14 protein-coding genes are annotated in these 17,225 nt (G+C 33.1%); 8 read left to right on the top strand and 6 right to left on the bottom strand.

Going from position 1 to position 17,225, the window contains the following annotated elements; translation table 11 throughout:
- Positions 1 to 58 precede the first annotated feature (58 nt).
- The 3 genes from MTX13_RS02945 to ctlX all read left to right on the top strand — a co-directional run bounded on the left by MTX13_RS02945 (position 59) and on the right by ctlX (position 2,725).
- Positions 59 to 1,009: a M20/M25/M40 family metallo-hydrolase gene (locus tag MTX13_RS02945; protein ID WP_250432924.1), complete on the top strand. Its 951-nt coding sequence runs from the start codon at positions 59 to 61 to the stop codon at positions 1,007 to 1,009.
- Positions 1,002 to 1,685, top strand: a complete 684-nt coding sequence (locus tag MTX13_RS02940; protein ID WP_250432923.1) for an SDR family oxidoreductase — start codon at positions 1,002 to 1,004, stop codon at positions 1,683 to 1,685. Before MTX13_RS02945 ends, MTX13_RS02940 begins: the two co-directional genes overlap by 8 nt.
- 110 nt (positions 1,686 to 1,795) lie before the next feature.
- Entirely contained in the window at positions 1,796 to 2,725 is a 930-nt protein-coding gene (ctlX, locus tag MTX13_RS02935; RefSeq protein WP_250432922.1) for a citrulline utilization hydrolase CtlX, read from the top strand.
- Here ctlX and MTX13_RS02930 read toward each other — a convergent pair.
- Complete coding sequence (locus MTX13_RS02930) at positions 2,722 to 3,348, bottom strand: chromophore lyase CpcT/CpeT (RefSeq protein ID WP_250432921.1); 627 nt, start codon at positions 3,346 to 3,348, stop codon at positions 2,722 to 2,724. The two genes, ctlX and MTX13_RS02930, sit on opposite strands and share 4 nt — an antisense overlap.
- Before the next feature lie 37 nt (positions 3,349 to 3,385).
- Positions 3,386 to 5,461, bottom strand: a complete 2,076-nt coding sequence (locus MTX13_RS02925; protein ID WP_250432920.1) for a tetratricopeptide repeat-containing sensor histidine kinase — start codon at positions 5,459 to 5,461, stop codon at positions 3,386 to 3,388.
- Between the two features lie 345 nt (positions 5,462 to 5,806).
- Here MTX13_RS02925 and argS point away from each other — a divergent pair, with 345 nt between their 5' ends.
- Positions 5,807 to 7,585: an arginine--tRNA ligase gene (gene argS, locus MTX13_RS02920; RefSeq protein WP_250432919.1), complete on the top strand. Its 1,779-nt coding sequence runs from the start codon at positions 5,807 to 5,809 to the stop codon at positions 7,583 to 7,585.
- A gap of 91 nt (positions 7,586 to 7,676) precedes the next feature.
- The gene (locus MTX13_RS02915; protein ID WP_250432918.1) at positions 7,677 to 8,177 is read left to right on the top strand and encodes a hypothetical protein; all 501 of its coding nucleotides are present in this window, start codon (positions 7,677 to 7,679) and stop codon (positions 8,175 to 8,177) included.
- Position 8,178: 1 nt separating this feature from the next.
- Here the strand turns inward: MTX13_RS02915 and MTX13_RS02910 are convergent, their stop codons facing one another.
- The 3 genes from MTX13_RS02910 to MTX13_RS02900 are packed head-to-tail and all read right to left on the bottom strand — an operon-like array spanning position 8,179 to position 11,929.
- Positions 8,179 to 10,470, bottom strand: a complete 2,292-nt coding sequence (locus tag MTX13_RS02910; RefSeq protein WP_250432917.1) for a TonB-dependent receptor plug domain-containing protein — start codon at positions 10,468 to 10,470, stop codon at positions 8,179 to 8,181.
- Positions 10,463 to 11,359 carry a FecR family protein gene (locus tag MTX13_RS02905; RefSeq protein ID WP_250432916.1) on the bottom strand — a complete coding sequence of 299 codons (897 nt, stop codon included), beginning with the start codon at positions 11,357 to 11,359 and terminating at the stop codon, positions 10,463 to 10,465. The genes MTX13_RS02910 and MTX13_RS02905 overlap by 8 nt, the downstream gene beginning before the upstream one ends.
- A gap of 54 nt (positions 11,360 to 11,413) precedes the next feature.
- Positions 11,414 to 11,929, bottom strand: coding sequence for an RNA polymerase sigma factor (locus MTX13_RS02900; RefSeq protein ID WP_250432915.1), 516 nt, complete (start codon positions 11,927 to 11,929; stop codon positions 11,414 to 11,416).
- A gap of 102 nt (positions 11,930 to 12,031) precedes the next feature.
- On the opposite strand from MTX13_RS02900, the gene MTX13_RS02895 reads away from it, so the two are divergent.
- The 3 genes from MTX13_RS02895 (at position 12,032) to MTX13_RS02885 (ending at position 16,771) form a co-directional block, all read left to right on the top strand.
- Positions 12,032 to 14,389, top strand: coding sequence for a LamG domain-containing protein (locus MTX13_RS02895; RefSeq protein ID WP_250432914.1), 2,358 nt, complete (start codon positions 12,032 to 12,034; stop codon positions 14,387 to 14,389).
- Positions 14,390 to 14,516: 127 nt separating this feature from the next.
- Positions 14,517 to 15,845: a signal recognition particle protein gene (ffh, locus tag MTX13_RS02890; protein WP_250432913.1), complete on the top strand. Its 1,329-nt coding sequence runs from the start codon at positions 14,517 to 14,519 to the stop codon at positions 15,843 to 15,845.
- A 44-nt stretch (positions 15,846 to 15,889) separates the two neighbouring features.
- Positions 15,890 to 16,771 carry a bifunctional 5,10-methylenetetrahydrofolate dehydrogenase/5,10-methenyltetrahydrofolate cyclohydrolase gene (locus MTX13_RS02885; protein ID WP_250432912.1) on the top strand — a complete coding sequence of 294 codons (882 nt, stop codon included), beginning with the start codon at positions 15,890 to 15,892 and terminating at the stop codon, positions 16,769 to 16,771.
- A gap of 2 nt (positions 16,772 to 16,773) precedes the next feature.
- Here MTX13_RS02885 and MTX13_RS02880 read toward each other — a convergent pair whose 3' ends face one another.
- The gene (locus MTX13_RS02880; RefSeq protein WP_250432911.1) at positions 16,774 to 17,196 is read right to left on the bottom strand and encodes a VOC family protein; all 423 of its coding nucleotides are present in this window, start codon (positions 17,194 to 17,196) and stop codon (positions 16,774 to 16,776) included.
- Positions 17,197 to 17,225: the final 29 nt, after the last annotated feature.

Genomic DNA, 17,225 nt, shown 5'->3' with positions numbered 1-17,225 from the left:
ATCCCATTGCAAGTAATTGAAGTGGGATTTTTTTATCTTTAGCATCTAATTTCTTTATATGAAAAAACTTATCATTTTAGTGTTAGCTATAGCGCTTTCAGCTTGTAAGGGTTCTAAAGTTTCAAATAAGAGCGTTGTTATTACTTCTAATGAAGTTAAGGAAACAGTATCCTTTTTAGCATCGGATGATCAAAAGGGAAGGGGAACAGGTACGACAGGAATAGACGCTTCCTCAACATTTATTGAAAATCAGTTAAAGGCATTTGATATAAAGCCATACTATGAAAGTTATAGAGATAGCTTTAAGGTTAAAGACTTAAATGCTTACAATGTTGTTGGCTTTTTAGAAGGTTCAGATTCAAAACTAAAAAATGAAATTATAATTATTGGAGCACATTACGATCATATTGGAACTCGAGCAAAGCCAGTAGATAATGATTCTATTGGAAATGGAGCCAATGATAACGCTGCTGGCACTGCAGCTGTATTAGCTATGGCGCGATATTTTGGAGCTAAAAAAACAAACAAACGAAGCTTAATGTTTGTGCTTTTTTCAGCAGAAGAAATGGGTTTGCTAGGGTCAAAACATTTAGCGCAAAGACTGAAAGATGAGAATATTGATTTATACACTGTTGTTAACATAGAAATGATTGGAGTTCCATTTAAAGATAGGGACTATGTGGCTTTTGCTACGGGATATGATATGTCCAACATGGCAGCGAAGATTAACGAATATCTTGATAGTAATTTTATTGGGTCTTCAGATGTGGCTAAACAGTATAATTTATTTAGGGCATCAGATAATTACCCTTTTTATGAAGTGTTTAAATTGCCAAGTCACACCTTATCGTCTTGCGATTTATCTAATTATGATTATTATCATCATGTAGATGATGAGGTAGATAAATTGGATTACGATTTTATGGCTGGTTTTATTAATACACTCATTCCGGCAATTGAGACAATGAGCAATACACTTACAAAAGAAATCGTAATGACTAATGAGTAAAAACATAATCATAACCGGAACAAGTAGAGGTATAGGTTTTGAAATGGTTAAAATTTTTTCAGAACAAGGCCACCGTGTTTTGGCACTTTCTAGGAATTCTGAAACTGTTAGCAAGCTTAATTTAAGGGGTGTAACTGCATTTTCTTTCGATTTGAGTAAAAATTCAGATTACAAAAAGGTTTCAGATTTTATTGAGAGTGAATGGCAAAACGTAGATGGATTAATTAATAATGCAGGATCACTGCTTAATAAACCATTTTCAGAAACTACAATATCAGATTTCGAAAGTGTATACAAGACTAATGTTTTTGGAGTTAGCGAAATGATACGTACTGTTTTACCTTTTATGCAGAAAAATAGTCATGTTGTTACTGTAAGTTCAATGGGAGGTATTCAAGGCAGTCTTAAGTTTCCAGGTTTAGCTGCGTATAGTTCAAGCAAAGGAGCTGTTATTACCTTAACCGAATTATTGGCTGAAGAATACAAGGATTCTGGAATTGCATTTAATACACTGGCTTTGGGTGCTGTGCAAACTGAAATGTTAGAGGAAGCTTTCCCAGGTTATCAAGCGCCTACTACAGCAAGCCAGATGGCGTCTTACATTTGTGGGTTTGCCTTGAATGGTCAAAAGTATTACAATGGTAAAACATTACAGGTCTCAAATACTACACCCTAGCCTTTCTTTTATAATTCAATAAAAAAATAGTGCTTCACTTTAATTGATAGTTGATTTTGCTAGTAAATATTATACGAAATTAACTAATTTTGTAAGCCAAAATATTTCGAATGCAAACAACAAATACCATATTGATGATTCGTCCTGTGAATTTTAGGATGAATGAGCAAACCGCTGTAAACAATTATTTTCAAGAAGATTTAGATTTAAAAAATGCAGAAATTAATGCGAATGCTCAAAATGAATTTGATGCCTTTGTTGAAAAGCTACGCGCAGTTGGTGTAAATGTTATTGTTGAAGAAGATGATAAATTAATGGATACTCCAGATTCCATTTTTCCTAACAATTGGGTTAGTTTTCATGAGAATGGAGATGTGGCACTTTACCCTATGTTTGCCGAAAACAGGCGTAAAGAGAGACGTGATGAGGTGTTTATTCGTTTAGAAAGTGAAGGGTTTAAAATAGAGAACATTATAGATTATACTAGTGCTGAAGAAGAAGGGATTTTTTTAGAAGGCACAGGTAGCTTGTTATTGGACCGCATTAACCATAAGGCTTATTGTGCTTTGTCTCCTAGAGCAGATGAAGATTTGTTTATTGAGTTTTGTGAAGATTTTGAATATTCACCAATTGTTTTTACGGCTTATCAGTCTGTTGAAGGAGAGCGTCTGCCTATTTATCATACCAACGTCATGATGTGTTTGGCAGAAAATTTTGCTGTTATTTGTTTAGATAGTATTGATGATAAAAAAGAACGTAAAAATGTAGTCAAAAGTTTAAAGCAAGACGGCAAAACCATAATTGAAATAACAGAAGCGCAAATGCATCAATTTGCTGGTAATATGTTGCAAGTACGCGGTCACTTAAATCAACGCTATTTGGTTATGAGTAAAGCGGCCCATGATAGTTTAACTCCTGCTCAAGTATCACAAATTGAAAAATTCTGTCCTATTTTATCAAGTTCTTTAGAGACTATTGAGACCTGTGGAGGAGGAAGTGCACGTTGTATGATGGCGGAAGTGTTTTTACCAAAAGCTTAATTTTTTCTTTCGAATATATAACCGCCTTTTTCGGCTCCCCAAATGTGTTTGCCGTTAGAATCAAAACCACGATCCCAAGATATTATCTTGTCTTTTAGAACCTCTACTTCACTGGTAGCATAAGAGGCGCCATATAATGAACTGGAACAAGTTTTATGGCCGGTACTTCCTTTAAAACTCTTAGGCTTTATACGTTTCAATATAACTTCGCAACCTGACTTTTTTTCAATATCGTTAAGAGAAAGTGTATTAAAGGCTTCTGGTGTTTTCCATTTGCCAATCCATAAGGAGTCATTAGGAATAGTGTAAACTGCCGAACTGAAAGTTTCGTCGTCTATTTGTGTTACTTCATAAATGCGTTGTCTATAGGGTTTGCTAACTCCATTATTTAAAGCTTGCTCTACATAAAGAAAATGCCCTTTATCTTGCCATATGGGATACATGTGCAATGAAATGTTATAGTAAGTTGAATCGGCTAACGATTGTTTTTCAGAATCAAAGCTCCCTTGCATAAGTTGAAATAGTTCTTTCAAATTATTGTTTGATGGATTTTCAACAATTTTTTCTTTTTTAGTGTTCAATAGTAAAGAAAAAATAGCCAAGAAATAGATAGTGTAACGCATGGTTTGTAATTTTCTGTGAAGTTACAGAAAATAAAAATTACGAATTATTATTTAACGGATTAGATTTTGGTAATTCTACATAAAAGGTACTGCCGGAATTTAAATCGCTTTCTACCCATATTTTACCGTGATTTAAATCTACAAGTTCTTTGCAAATAGATAGGCCTAAACCTGTTCCTTTTTCGTTTCCTGTACCAATAGTTGTGAACGAATTGCTCTTAAACAACTTTTTCTGGTTTTCGGGAGAAATTCCAACTCCAGTGTCAGACACACTTAAAATAGATTTGCCACTACTAATATGATTTGCAATAGTTATTGTATCACCTTCTTTACTAAACTTAATAGCATTAGATAGTAGGTTTTGAATAACTATTTCTACCATGCTTCGGTCTGCGTAAACAAAGTCGCGAAGCGTTTTGTTGCGCAATAAAATACCTTTCTTATCAAGTTTTTGCTCAAGTAATTGCGTTTTTTCTTCAAATACTTCTTGAATGTCAAATAAACTAGGACTAGGCTCTAAAGATTGCATTTGCGATTTAGACCAGTTTAATAAATTGAATAAAAGCAATGAAGCATTGTTGGCATTTTCACTTAATTCCGGAATTAAGTTGTTGAACTCAGATTGTGTTAACGAACCTTCCTGCAGTAAATCAATGAATCCTTTAATAGAGGTTAGGCTATCTTTTAAATCATGCGAAACAATAGAAAACAATTTATCTTTTACTTTATTTATGTCTTCCAAATGTTTGGTTTGTTCTAAAATAGCTTCGTTTTGTAATTCAATTTTTTTATTTTTTTCTTCTAATTCACGCGTGTATTTTAAGCGGCTATTACGCTTAACATAAATTAGAATAAAGAATGTAAGCACGATAGCAAAAGCGGCTAATAAGGCATATAAAATAAGTTTGAAATCCTTTAGTTTTTTCTCACTTTCTATTAACTCTTGACCTTGTTTTGCAATTAAATTGGTTTCAGAAGTAGTGGGCACTTTATTTATGTCTTTAACTTGAACTGTACTTGGGGTTGAAGCCTCTGGCTGTAATTTTTCTTTAGAAGCCAGCTTGTTTTTTAAATTAAAATAGTCACGCTGCCATTTAAAAGCACGTTCAAAATTCCTGTTTGTAGAATCTAAAGATTTATAAAGTTTATAGTTTTTTAGTAATTCGTTATCGTTGCCAATCTGGGTTGCAATAATTCTTGCTTCATTCAGCTGCAGTTCTGAAGCCCTTACCCTTCTTTGTTGAAGATTTAAATCGGCTAAATTATTAAGTGCAATTAATAAGCCTAGTTTGTTATTTGTTTTTCTGTTGAGTTGAAGGCCTTCAATTAAATAATTGGCGGCAACATCATAATCCTTGAATTGTAGATATTCGCCACCAAGCCTTGGAAGTATTTCACCTCTTAAAGAATCATTGTTTTGAGATATGTCTTTTAAAACCTTTTCGTAATAATCAATAGCTTTACGGTGTTCTTTTTCTTTCGAATATAGTTCAGCCAAATTTTTATGTGTTGCAATTATGCCATCTTTATTCCCTAATGCTTGTTCAACCTCAAGCGTTTTTAAATTAAACTCAATGGCTTTAGACCTGTCGTTAGTCTTCTTGTATGCCGTAGCTAAGCTTTTATAGGCAGAACATAATTCGTGTTTTAAGTTTCGCTTTTCTAATTCTCTAATGGCAGACAGTGCATATTGCAACCCTTTACTGTAGTTGCCACGCTCAATCTCTATTAAACCTATGCTATTGTTTACTTTGGCTACGCTTAAGGTGTCTTTTTGTAAAAGGAATAGCTCTTTAGATTTTGTGTAATTGTCAATAGCATTAATGTAGTCATTCTTTTTGGCGTAAATAAGTGCCTTGTAATATGTGATTTGAGCAATTCCTTCAGCATAATTTAAACTGGTTGCTAGTTTTTCACTTTCAGAAATAAATTTTAGAGCCTTGTTGTAGTTTTCAGAATTGTATAACGATTTAATAAGGCGTAATGAAGTTAAAACTTTAGAGGTATCAGACTTTTGAAACGCTAACTCAATAGTAAGGCTATCTTGTTCTCTGGTTTGCGAAAAACAAGTGATAGCAAAAAGGAAAATAATTATAGTAATTAAATTCTTCATACAGTAAAAAACAAGCACGCATAATAACAGGCATTCTCTTTAAAGAACTGAATGTTAACTACCGACACTTGAAAGATGTTAGTTAGTTTAAGAAAGTCCATCAATTTGGGGAATTAATAGCATTACTTAACAAAAATTGCCAAAAGTGATTTAAAAAGCTAATTAATGGGTTTTAATACCAATAAATTAGATGAAAGGATAAGAAAAATTTTACATGATTCGAGGTCAATCGACTAACGGCAAATATCTTGGAAAAACTACACTTTTGTCGATGAAATGCACTTGCTTACAATAACCTTTATTACTTACTATAAAATAGTATCTTTGCAATCTTAAATTTAATGTATGAACATTCAAGAAACCCTTTCTAATCAGGTTAAGTTAGCGGTAAAAAACAAATACAATGTAGACCTTTCTACAGTTGAGTTTCAGGCTACACGTAAAGAATTTCCAGGAGATATAACAGTTGTTGTTTTTTCTATGCTTCGTGAGGTAAAAGGAAACCCTGTTCAAATAGGAGAAACTATAGGAGCGTTTTTGGTAGAACATGTTGACTATGTTAAAGGATTTAACGTAGTAAAAGGATTTTTGAATATTGAAATACATGATGACGTTTTTTTAAACGATTTTAATGCTATTTTAAAAGATGATAATTTTGGTATAAAAGCTATTGATGCGAATGGAAAGGCAGTAATGGTTGAGTATTCTTCACCTAACACCAATAAACCGTTACATTTGGGACATATTAGAAATATTCTGCTAGGTTACAGTGTTTCTGAAATTCTAAAAGCTTCAGGTAAAAAAGTATATAAAACACAAATAATTAACGATAGAGGAATTCATATTTGTAAAAGTATGTTGGCCTGGAAGCGTTTTGGTAATGGTGAAACTCCGGAATCTTCAGGTTTAAAAGGCGATAAGCTTGTAGGTGATTATTACGTAAAGTTTGACCAGGAGTATAAAAAAGAAATTCAGGAGTTAATCCAAAAGGACAGTACTGAAGAAGAGGCTAAAAAGAATGCGCCAATACTATTGGAGGCTCAAGATATGCTTCGTAAATGGGAAGCTGGTGATGAGGAAGTCGTATCGCTTTGGAAAACCATGAATCAATGGGTTTATGATGGTTTTGATGAAACCTATAAAGCTTTAGGGGTTGATTTTGACTGTTTGTATTATGAAAGCCAAACCTATTTGTTAGGAAAAGAGTTTGTGGCAGAAGGTCTTAAAACAGGTGTTTTTTATAAAAAAGAGGATGGTTCAGTATGGTGCGATCTAACCGAAGACGGTTTAGATGAGAAAATAGTTCAACGTGCTGATGGAACAGCTGTTTACATGACTCAAGATATTGGTACAGCCATTCAGCGTGTTAAGGATTATCCTGATGTAGGAGGTATGGTTTATACCGTAGGAAACGAGCAGGAATATCATTTTAAGGTGTTGTTTTTAATTATTAAAAAATTAGGTTTTGAATGGGCTGAAAATTTATATCATTTAAGTTATGGGATGGTTGATTTGCCTAGCGGAAAAATGAAAAGCCGTGAAGGTACTGTTGTAGATGCAGATGATTTAATTCATGAAATGGAAGATACAGCCGAAGATATTTCAAAGGAATTGGGCAAGCTTGATGGGTATTCAGATGATGCTAAAAGGGCGCTATATCATACTATTGGTATGGGTGCGTTAAAATATTATATTTTAAAAGTTGATCCAAGAAAACGAATTTTATTCGACCCAAAAGAATCAGTAGATTTTCAAGGAAATACGGGACCTTTTATTCAATATACATATGCTAGAATTCAGGCTATTTTAAGAAAAGCAGATTTTGATTATAGCCATACAATTTCTGATAAGGATTTACATGAAAAGGAAAAGCAACTTATAAAGCTTGTGCAGCAATTCCCTGAAGTAGTACTGAATGCTGCAGACAGCCATAGTCCTGCTTTAATAGCAAATTACACCTATGATTTGGTAAAGGAGTTTAATTCGTTTTATCAAAATGTATCCATACTAGGAGCAGATTCTGAAACCGATAAGGTGTTTAGAGTTCAGCTGTCAATGATCGTTGGTCGTACAATTAAGGAGGCATTTAAATTGCTTGGAATTGATGTTCCTGAACGTATGTAGTATGTCTCGTTTTAACAAAAAAGTTGTTAAAGTTTAAATGTTATGAGTAGAAAGCGCTAAATTTGAAAACCTTTAATTTGAATTCTTTACAATGAAAAAATTAGTATTATTTAGCAAGGTTATTGCACTCTCTTTATTATTTGCATTAGGTTCTTGTAGTTCAACAGACGATGATAGCTCAACTGGTGGAGGATCAGGAGGATCTGGTGGTGGAGGAACCGGTGGAAATGTAAATGCACAAATTGACGAATTAAAGACTATAATGGCTACCGGCTCTTGGGTTGTTACATTTTATTTTGACACTGATCATGAAGAAACTAATAACTTCACAACGTTTTCTTTTATTTTTAATCCACAAGGAAGTATAAATGCCTCAAATGGAGTTGACACCAATAATGGCACTTGGTCTGTTACTCCAGATAGTAGTGGAGATGGTGATATCGATTTTAATATTTCTTTTACCAGTCCTCCAGATTTTGAAGAGATAAGCGATGATTGGGATGTTACTTCATATTCTGATGACAAGTTAGAACTTCGTGATGTAAGCGGAGGAAATGGTGGAACTGATTTGTTAACCTTTGAACGATTATAATTTAAAACGATACCCTAAAAGAAACATTGGGTGTTATGCTTAGAGAGGTATTTTCAATCTTGACCAAATTGCTATTGCTGTCTTTAGTATAGTAGGAATTAAGTACATTTCTTGTGTCAAAAATATTCCAAACAGATATTCCAAAATGACCTTTATATGTTTTTGATAGCTTGATGTTGTACGTAGCCGAAAAATCAGATCGCCAATAATCAGGTAAGTTTTCACTGTTTGGAGAATTGTAATTAATAGTTGAAGTGTTTGCTGAAATATTATTGTTTACAGAAGTAGTAGGCCTACCTGAATGCCAATTTAATCCTAACGCTACTTTTAAATTATTAATCGTATAGGTACCAGCAAGGGTTAATTGGTGTCTTATGTCTAGATTGTTAGGAAAACTATTGTTGTTATTTAAATCGGCAAACTTGTAATTGTTTTTGCTAAACGAGTAACTTAACCAAGTGCTAAATGCGCTAAATTGTTTGTTGATTAAGAAGTCAACACCCCTAACATTGTAGGCTCCAATAACATTAACAAATTGATATTGATTTTGAAAACCTTGGCTAGGGGAAGTAATACCGTCAACATATTTATAATAACCTTCCAAACTAACTAGTAATCCATTTTTATTATAATGGATTCCCGTGGATATCTGTTGACTTTGTATAAGTGGTATGTCTTTATTGTTGGCCAAAACCCATCGTCGTTTTTCAATACCTAAAAAGTCGTTTTGTAAATCAATAATTTGCGATGTGGTTTGACTTTTTAACTCTCCTAAAATTTCTATTCTAAAATCTTTCAAAAAAGTTTGATTAATTGAAATTCGTGGTTCAAAAAAGAAATCAGAAAATTTTTCTATGTAATTGGCTCTTAAACCAAGCCTGGCATGTGTGTTTCCAGAGTTTGATTTAAAAAGCAACTCATTATAGATACTATGTGTTCTAACAACTTCTTTAATGTAACGTCTAAATTCAGGGTTGTCTACATCTTCAAGATTGCCAATGCCAACTTCAGTAAATTGATAACCACCAGAATAGTTCAAGTTTTTATCAATATTATAAATGGCTTGAAGTTTTAGTCCGCCATCGAGAACCTCATTTTCTTGTATTAGTTTTTGATTGTTGTTTAAGTCTTGATTTTTAGCATATAAATCATAATCTGAATAATAAAATGATGCAATGGTCTTAAACTGATTACTCCAATTTCTGGTATATTGGGTGCTAAAGGCTAAACTTCCTTGTGAGAGGTTGCTATTGCTTGAAATGTCAAAATTATTATTGTTTATGGTTTCTTGGTAGTCTAGTGAATTGTAAATATTTAAGAAACTAAATGCCAGTTTATCTTTTTTAGAAATATCATAAATAAGTTTGGAAGATAAATCATAAAAGTAAAGACGCTCATTATTTACAGAAACATTTTCAGAAGTGTTGGTTAAATCTGAATCTTGAAAAATTCGCTTAAAATATTGATTATAGGTAGGCGTTTCATATAAATCTGTTAAAGAGCGTCGCGCTGCCAATTGAAATTCTATTTTATTTGATAAAGGAATTTTAACAAAACCGTCTGCAGCAATTAAATTCATTCCAAGTTCACCGCTAAATGTATTTGATCGTTTGTTTGATGATTGCATATCGATTATGCCAGATACGCCATCACCATATTTAGCGCTTGTGCCATTTTTAGAAATTACAACATTATCAATTAACGATCGGTTAAAGGGAGAGATAAGCCCGAAAAAATGACCCGATTGATACATTTTAATGCCATCCCAAAGAATTAAGTTTTGGTCATGTGTGCCACCTCTTATATTTAAGTTAGAAACCCGTTCGTCAACGCTTATAATGCCTGGCAGTGCCTGAATGGTTTGCAATACATCTGGTTCAATTAAACCAGGTAAAATTCCAAATTCATTGAGTTTTAAAAGCGTGGTGCCATCATCATTTAGTAAAATACCTTGTGTCAAATAATTTTTAAGTACAACTTCTTCTAAAAATTGTGTTTTGGTTATATCTGTAAATTCTAATTTTCGTATCGCAAAAGTATCAGTACTTAACTTTTCAAAAACCAATCCTGTTTCATGTTCTAAATAGATAATAAGCTCATTGAGTTTTAAGTCGGTTTTTGGTATGCTTACGTTTTTTTGTACAACGTTAATATCAGCATAAGTGAAGTTAATGCCATGCGATACTTCAATGGTTTTAAGCACTACTGAAAGAGGTTGCCTATTTTGACCTTGGAGTTGTGTTGTGGCGATTAGAAAAAAACAGAATACAATTATTACAAGGCGTTTACTCACGACTTAATTCAATCAGTTGGTTTTTAATCGAGTATTTAATATTTAAAGGTAAGGTAATTGATTTTAGGGCCAACTCCATATCGTTATGAGTAAAACCGCCAGTAAACAGTACATTGGTGTCAATTGTTTTTGAAACTACTTTCATGTTGTACTGGCGCTCAAACTCTTCAAGAACAAATTTAAAAGGTAAGCTGTTAAATTTGCTTTCGTTGTTTAACCAATTAGGCTTACTAAACGTTTCTTTTTCTGAAGCAATAAATTTCCCATCTAAAATTAAAAAGTTGTCGCCAGGTTTTAAAACCTGTGTTTTTATATCTGAAATTACTTTTACAGAACCTTCATAGCAGGTAACTTTAAATAAACCTTCACGATTATTAACATTAAATTCTGTTCCTAAAACAGTAATATTACCTTGTGCTGTTTGTACTGTAAATTTTTCTCCTTTAGTTACTTTAAAAAAGGCTTCTCCAATTAAGTTTAAATTACGATTGTCTTCCCATTTTTTTGCATTGTAGGTTAAGGTAGATTTGGCGTTTAGGGTAACTGTAGAGGCATCAGGTAAAATGAGTTCTGTTTTTTCAGAAGCTATTGTAGCAACACGTGTATCGTTAGATCCTGCAAAGTAGTATACGCTAAAGCAAATAGCCAGTATTGCTGCAATTCTTAAAAAAGGTTTTACCCAATTGGTTTTAGTTTTTTGCTTTTTTTGTATTTCAGTTGAAATAGTGTCAAAAACACTTGTGCTATCAAAATCAGGTGCTTTAAACTTATTAACAGCACTATGAAGTTTGATTAAACTACTATAATCATCAAGCTTTTCAAAAGCTTGACGTTCTTCAGTAGTTAAATCATGGTTTAACCATTTTTTTATGAGTGTTTCTCTGTCCATTTTCAATGTTCTATTAATATAACAGTTAAGAATTAAAAATTCCTACCTCAAATTTTAAATACCTTCAATTTCTTGCCGTAATTGTTTTAAAGCACCATAAATTCGTTTTTCAACAGCTTTAGTAGAAATATTTAATAATTCAGCAATTTCTTTATGTTTTTTACCTTCAATTCTATTCATTAAAAAAGCTACCCGTTGTGCTTCAGTTAAACTTGAAATTGCTGTTTGTAATTTCAGCATATATTCTTTTTCCTCCATTAAAAATTGAGGCGTTTCATGGGCTATAGATTGGGGTTTTGTTTCTTGAAATTTCAATACTACTTTGTGATGGGCTACTTCATTTAACATGAGATTATTACCAACAGTAAATAAGAATGATTTAGCTTTTTTAGGCAAAATCTTCTTGCAGTTTTCCCACAGTTTTACAAATGCTTCTTGAACTTTGTCTTGCGGATTTAGCTTATCGCCATACTTATAGTAAAGAAAATTATGTAAGTCTTTAGAATGCCTTTTATAAATATTTGAAAAGATATTTTCATCACAAACATTATCATGTAGGTTCTTTGGCATAAGGTATATAATTTCAGGTAAATGTATAAAAAAAGATATATTGAGGTAGGAATTTTTAAAACTCACTTGTTTTATAAGAAATAACCAAAAAAATCATTTACTATGAAACTTAATTTGAAGCCCTTTTACTTTTTAATTGTTTTATTGTTAGGATTAACCTTCTCGTGTCAAGATGAAGTTGTAGAAGAAACTCCTACTAATGAAGAAGAAACCCTGGTAGCTGATTCGAATCTAGCGGTTTTAATGCGAAATACAGTAACGTTGGATGGTTCAATAGACAATATAATAGACCATGCCAATTGTATTTTAATTGATTTACCAGTTACAGTTGTTGTAAACGGAATTACACTTACTATTGAATCTGTAGAAGATTATGATGCCATTGAAGAAATAATAGATGAGTTTACAAACGATCAGGATGAAATTGAAATTCAATTTCCAATTGTTATTATTTTAAGTGATTACACCGAGGTCACTATTGAAAGTCAAGAAGAATTAGAAGCTTATATTGAAGATTGTTTTGGGGAGAATGAACCTGATGATGATATTGAATGTATTGATTTTCAATACCCAATAACCTTTTCAATTTATAACAGTAATTTTCAGGTAATAGATACCGTCGAGATTCATTCAGATCAAGAATTATATGTTTTTATTGAAGAGTTGGAAGGTGGCATTTTAGCTAGCATCAATTTCCCAATTAATATGGTTTTGGCAAGTGGTGAAGTTATAGAGGTTAACAATAATACAGAGTTAGAAATAGCCATTGCAGAAGCTGAAGACGATTGTGATGAAGATGATGATAACGATCATAACGATGATGACGAATGTAATTTAAGTTTGGATTTTGTAGAATTATGGTTGTATGAGTGTCCAATAGTAGCCCATACTTATGACGAGAATGGCGATTTATTAGATGAAAATCTACTTGAGTTTGGTCAAAATGGAGAAGTTGTGGTTAATGGAACGCCAGCTGTTACAGAAACAGGAACGTGGACACTAGAAGATACAGATAATGGTATCATTTTAAACATTTCAGGTTTAAATACATTCAATTTAATTGATGGAGATTGGGCATTAACAAGTTGTGAAAATAATCATCTAGAATTTTCACAAGAGACTGGTTCGGGAATTAGAACCATGGTTTTTGAAATGGATTGTAATGTTAATGAAACACCTTTTGATTGCTTTGGAAATACAACAGTAACAGCTTGTGATTTTGACAATGATGGATTTGCAACTTTTGAACTTGAAACCCTAGTACTTGGCAATGTAATTTGTAATGTTGACTATACACCATCGTTCCATATATCTCAAACAAATGCGGAAGCTAATGTAAATCCAATAGCGCAACCCAATGCATTTGTGAATACAACGAACCCACAGACTATTTATTTAAGAATTGAAGCCCTTAATGGTAACTTTGAAGTTTTTACAATAGAACTTATAGTAGAGGATTGCAGTAGTTCATGCTCTGAAGAAGATGTTGATGCCTTTTTACAAGAGTGTATCTGGAATGTGGTCAATTTTAACGGTGATGATCATCTCATAAGTTATGATTTTGATTTTATATCTACTTCCGAAGTTGTTATTACCGGTAATGGTTTGACTATAGTTTCGGGATGGTCAACTTCACAATCTGCCAATGGTACAATTGTAGAATTTAGTAATGTTGCTGGACCAGATATTCAAGCTATAACAGGAAGTTGGCTAGTTGTAGAATGTCGTGAAGACCGATTACAGTTTGAAGCATTAAATAATACAGATATAATGGTTATGGAACGAGATTGTTCAGACTGTACCAATCCAGGTGTTTTAACAAATGATTTAGTTGTGTATATGCCTTTTGCTGGTGAAGCTAAAGATTTAATTTCTGGAGAGTCTGTACCAAATATCACTAACGGATTTGTAGAGGACAGAGCTGGTAATGTAACATGTGCTATAGGCTTTACTGGGAATGATAATATATCCATTCCAGTTACATCTGATAATCAAATTGTGCAAGGCGATAGTTTTTCAATAAGTGTATGGTTTAAAATGCAAAACACAGAAGCGGGTGATTTAGAAATATTTTTTAGAAAGCCTGGTAATGCAACCGTAGGATTTAATTTAGGTGTATATGACTTAAACACACCTTTGTTTGGTGATAATTTAAGCACAACATTATGGGATAATGACTGGAATCAAGAGGTAGATGTTGTTTGGGATAATACTGACTGGCATCATTTAGTTGTAACTGTTGATTCCAATAACACAGTTAGGCTTTATAGAGATGGTGAGTTGAGAAATGTTGTAGAAAATTCAGATCTTTCAATAGGTTCCGATCCAACAACTCAATATCTCATAGGCGAAGGATTTCAAGGACATTTAGATGACTTAAGAGTCTATAAGCGTACATTAAGTACGAACGAAGTTGGTGATTTGTATGATTTAGAAGCGGATTGTCATACTTGCTTGTAATACTAATTTTAGGTTAATTAGTTTAGGTGAAAAGCTACTGGAAACAGTAGCTTTTTTTTGTTTGCTTAAACTTTATAAATACAGTGCAAATTCCTAAATTTGCAATTCTTAAAATTCAAAGAATCCTATGTTTAATAATTTAAGCGAAAAGTTAGATAAAGCGTTACACGTCTTAAAAGGTCACGGTAGTATTACTGAAGTAAATGTGGCGGAAACCTTAAAGGAAGTTCGTAGAGCACTTTTAGATGCCGATGTTAACTTTAAGATTGCAAAAGAGTTTACAAACCGAGTTAAAGAAAAAGCATTAGGTCAAAATGTATTAACAACCTTACAACCAGGACAATTAATGGTTAAGATTGTTAAGGATGAACTAACACAATTAATGGGTGGTGATGCAGAAGGAATTAACTTATCGGGTGCACCTAGTGTTATTTTAATGTCAGGATTACAGGGTTCTGGTAAAACTACATTTTCTGGAAAACTTGCTAACTACTTAAAAAATAAGAAAACCAAAAAACCTTTGCTTGTTGCCTGTGATGTGTATCGTCCTGCTGCAATTGATCAGTTACATGTTGTAGGTGAGCAAATAAATGTTGAGGTTTATAGTGATAAAGGTAATCAAGACCCTGTAGCCATTGCCCAAGCTGGTATAGCTCATGCAAAAGCTAATGGACATAACGTGGTTATTATTGATACCGCTGGTCGTTTGGCGGTAGATGAAGCCATGATGACCGAAATATCAAATATCCATAAAGCCATTCAACCACAAGAAACCTTGTTTGTAGTAGATTCTATGACAGGTCAAGATGCGGTAAATACAGCAAAAGCCTTTAATGATATTTTAAATTTTGATGGTGTTATTCTTACCAAGTTAGATGGTGATACGCGAGGTGGTGCAGCTATATCAATTAAATCGGTTGTAGATAAGCCAATAAAATTTATTGGTACAGGTGAGAAAATGGAAGCCATAGATGTTTTCTATCCGTCTCGAATGGCAGATCGTATTCTTGGAATGGGAGATGTTGTGTCTTTAGTTGAAAGAGCACAAGAACAATATGACGAGGAAGAAGCTAGAAAACTTCAAAAGAAAATTGCCAAAAATCAATTTGGTTTTGATGATTTCTTAAAACAAATCCAGCAGATTAAGAAAATGGGTAACATGAAAGATCTTATTGGTATGATACCTGGTGCTGGAAAAATGATGAAAGGTATTGATATTGATGATGATGCGTTTAAAGGTATTGAGGCCATCATTCATTCTATGACGCCCAAAGAAAGAACAAATCCATCAGTGATTAATGCTAGTCGTAAAAAACGAATAGCCAAAGGTTCAGGAACATCGGTACAAGAGGTTAATCAGTTGTTGAAGCAATTCACTCAAATGAGTAAGATGATGAAAATGATGCAAGGTGGTGGCGGAAAACGTATGATGCAAGCTATGAAAAACATGAGGTAACTCATGTTTTTCATTTTATATTAATTTAAAAACAAAAATATATCATGACTATACTAGACGGCAAAAAAACAAGTAACGACATAAAAAACGAAATTGCTGAAGAGGTAAAAAAAATGAAAGCTAAAGGGGAAAAGGTTCCACATTTAGCTGCCGTTATAGTTGGTAATGATGGTGCAAGTTTAACCTATGTTGGGAGTAAGGTAAGGGCTTGCGAACGTGTCGGTTTTGAATCTACATTGGTTAAAATGTCCAATACAACAAGCGAGATTGAACTCTTGGATAAAATTGAAGAGCTCAATCAAGATCCAGAAATAGACGGATTTATTGTACAGTTGCCATTGCCTAAACAAATTGATGAGCAAAAAGTATTAATGGCTGTAGATCCAAAAAAAGATGTTGACGGGTTTCATCCTGAAAATTTTGGGAAAATGGCATTAGATATGTCAACGTTTATTCCTGCAACACCTTTTGGGATTTTAGAATTATTAGAACGTTATGGAGTAGAAACTGATGGAAAACATACAGTTATTATTGGTCGTTCGCATATAGTTGGTCGCCCTATGAGCATATTAATGGGAAGAAAAGGATTTCCTGGTAATTCAACAGTTACACTTACCCATAGCCATACCAAAAATATTTCTCAAATAACTACACAGGCCGATATTATTATTTCTGCATTAGGAGTTCCAAACTTTCTAAAAGCAGAAATGGTTAAGGATGATGTGGTAATAATTGATGTTGGAATTACAAGAGTTCCAGATGAATCGTCATCAAAAGGTTATGTTATAACCGGAGATGTTGATTTTGAAAACGTATCGAAAAAAGCAAGTTTTATTACACCAGTTCCTGGAGGTGTTGGGCCAATGACAATTGCTATGTTGTTAAAAAACACATTAATTGCCAGGGAATTGCATAATCGTGATTAGTTTTATTTAGCAAACAAATTATTCATATCCTTAAATGCTTTGAACTCTAAAGCATTTCCAGCAGGATCCTTAAAAAACATTGTGGCTTGCTCACCTGGTAAGCCTTCAAACCTAATATAGGGTTCTATTATAAATTTAATGCCTTTGCTTTTTAAGCTTTCTGCAAATTCCTTAAAAACCTCCCATTTAAGTATCACACCATAATGTGGCACAGGTACATGTTTGCCATCAACAGTATTAGTATGAAGTTCATCTTTCGTTTTTGGTTTGTAATGTATAACCAATTGATGTCCAAATAAATTAAAATCGACCCATTGGTCACTGCTTCTACCTTCCTCACAATTTAATATATCACGATAAAACGCTCTGCAGGTTTCCAAATTATGAACAGGGATGGCAATATGAAACGGTGTTATGGTAGACATAATGAAACGATGTGGTTAATTATATCTAC

This window comes from Hanstruepera flava, from assembly GCF_023634025.1.
GTDB lineage: Bacteria > Bacteroidota > Bacteroidia > Flavobacteriales > Flavobacteriaceae > Hanstruepera > Hanstruepera flava.
This window is presented reverse-complemented; position numbering and strand designations above follow the sequence as displayed.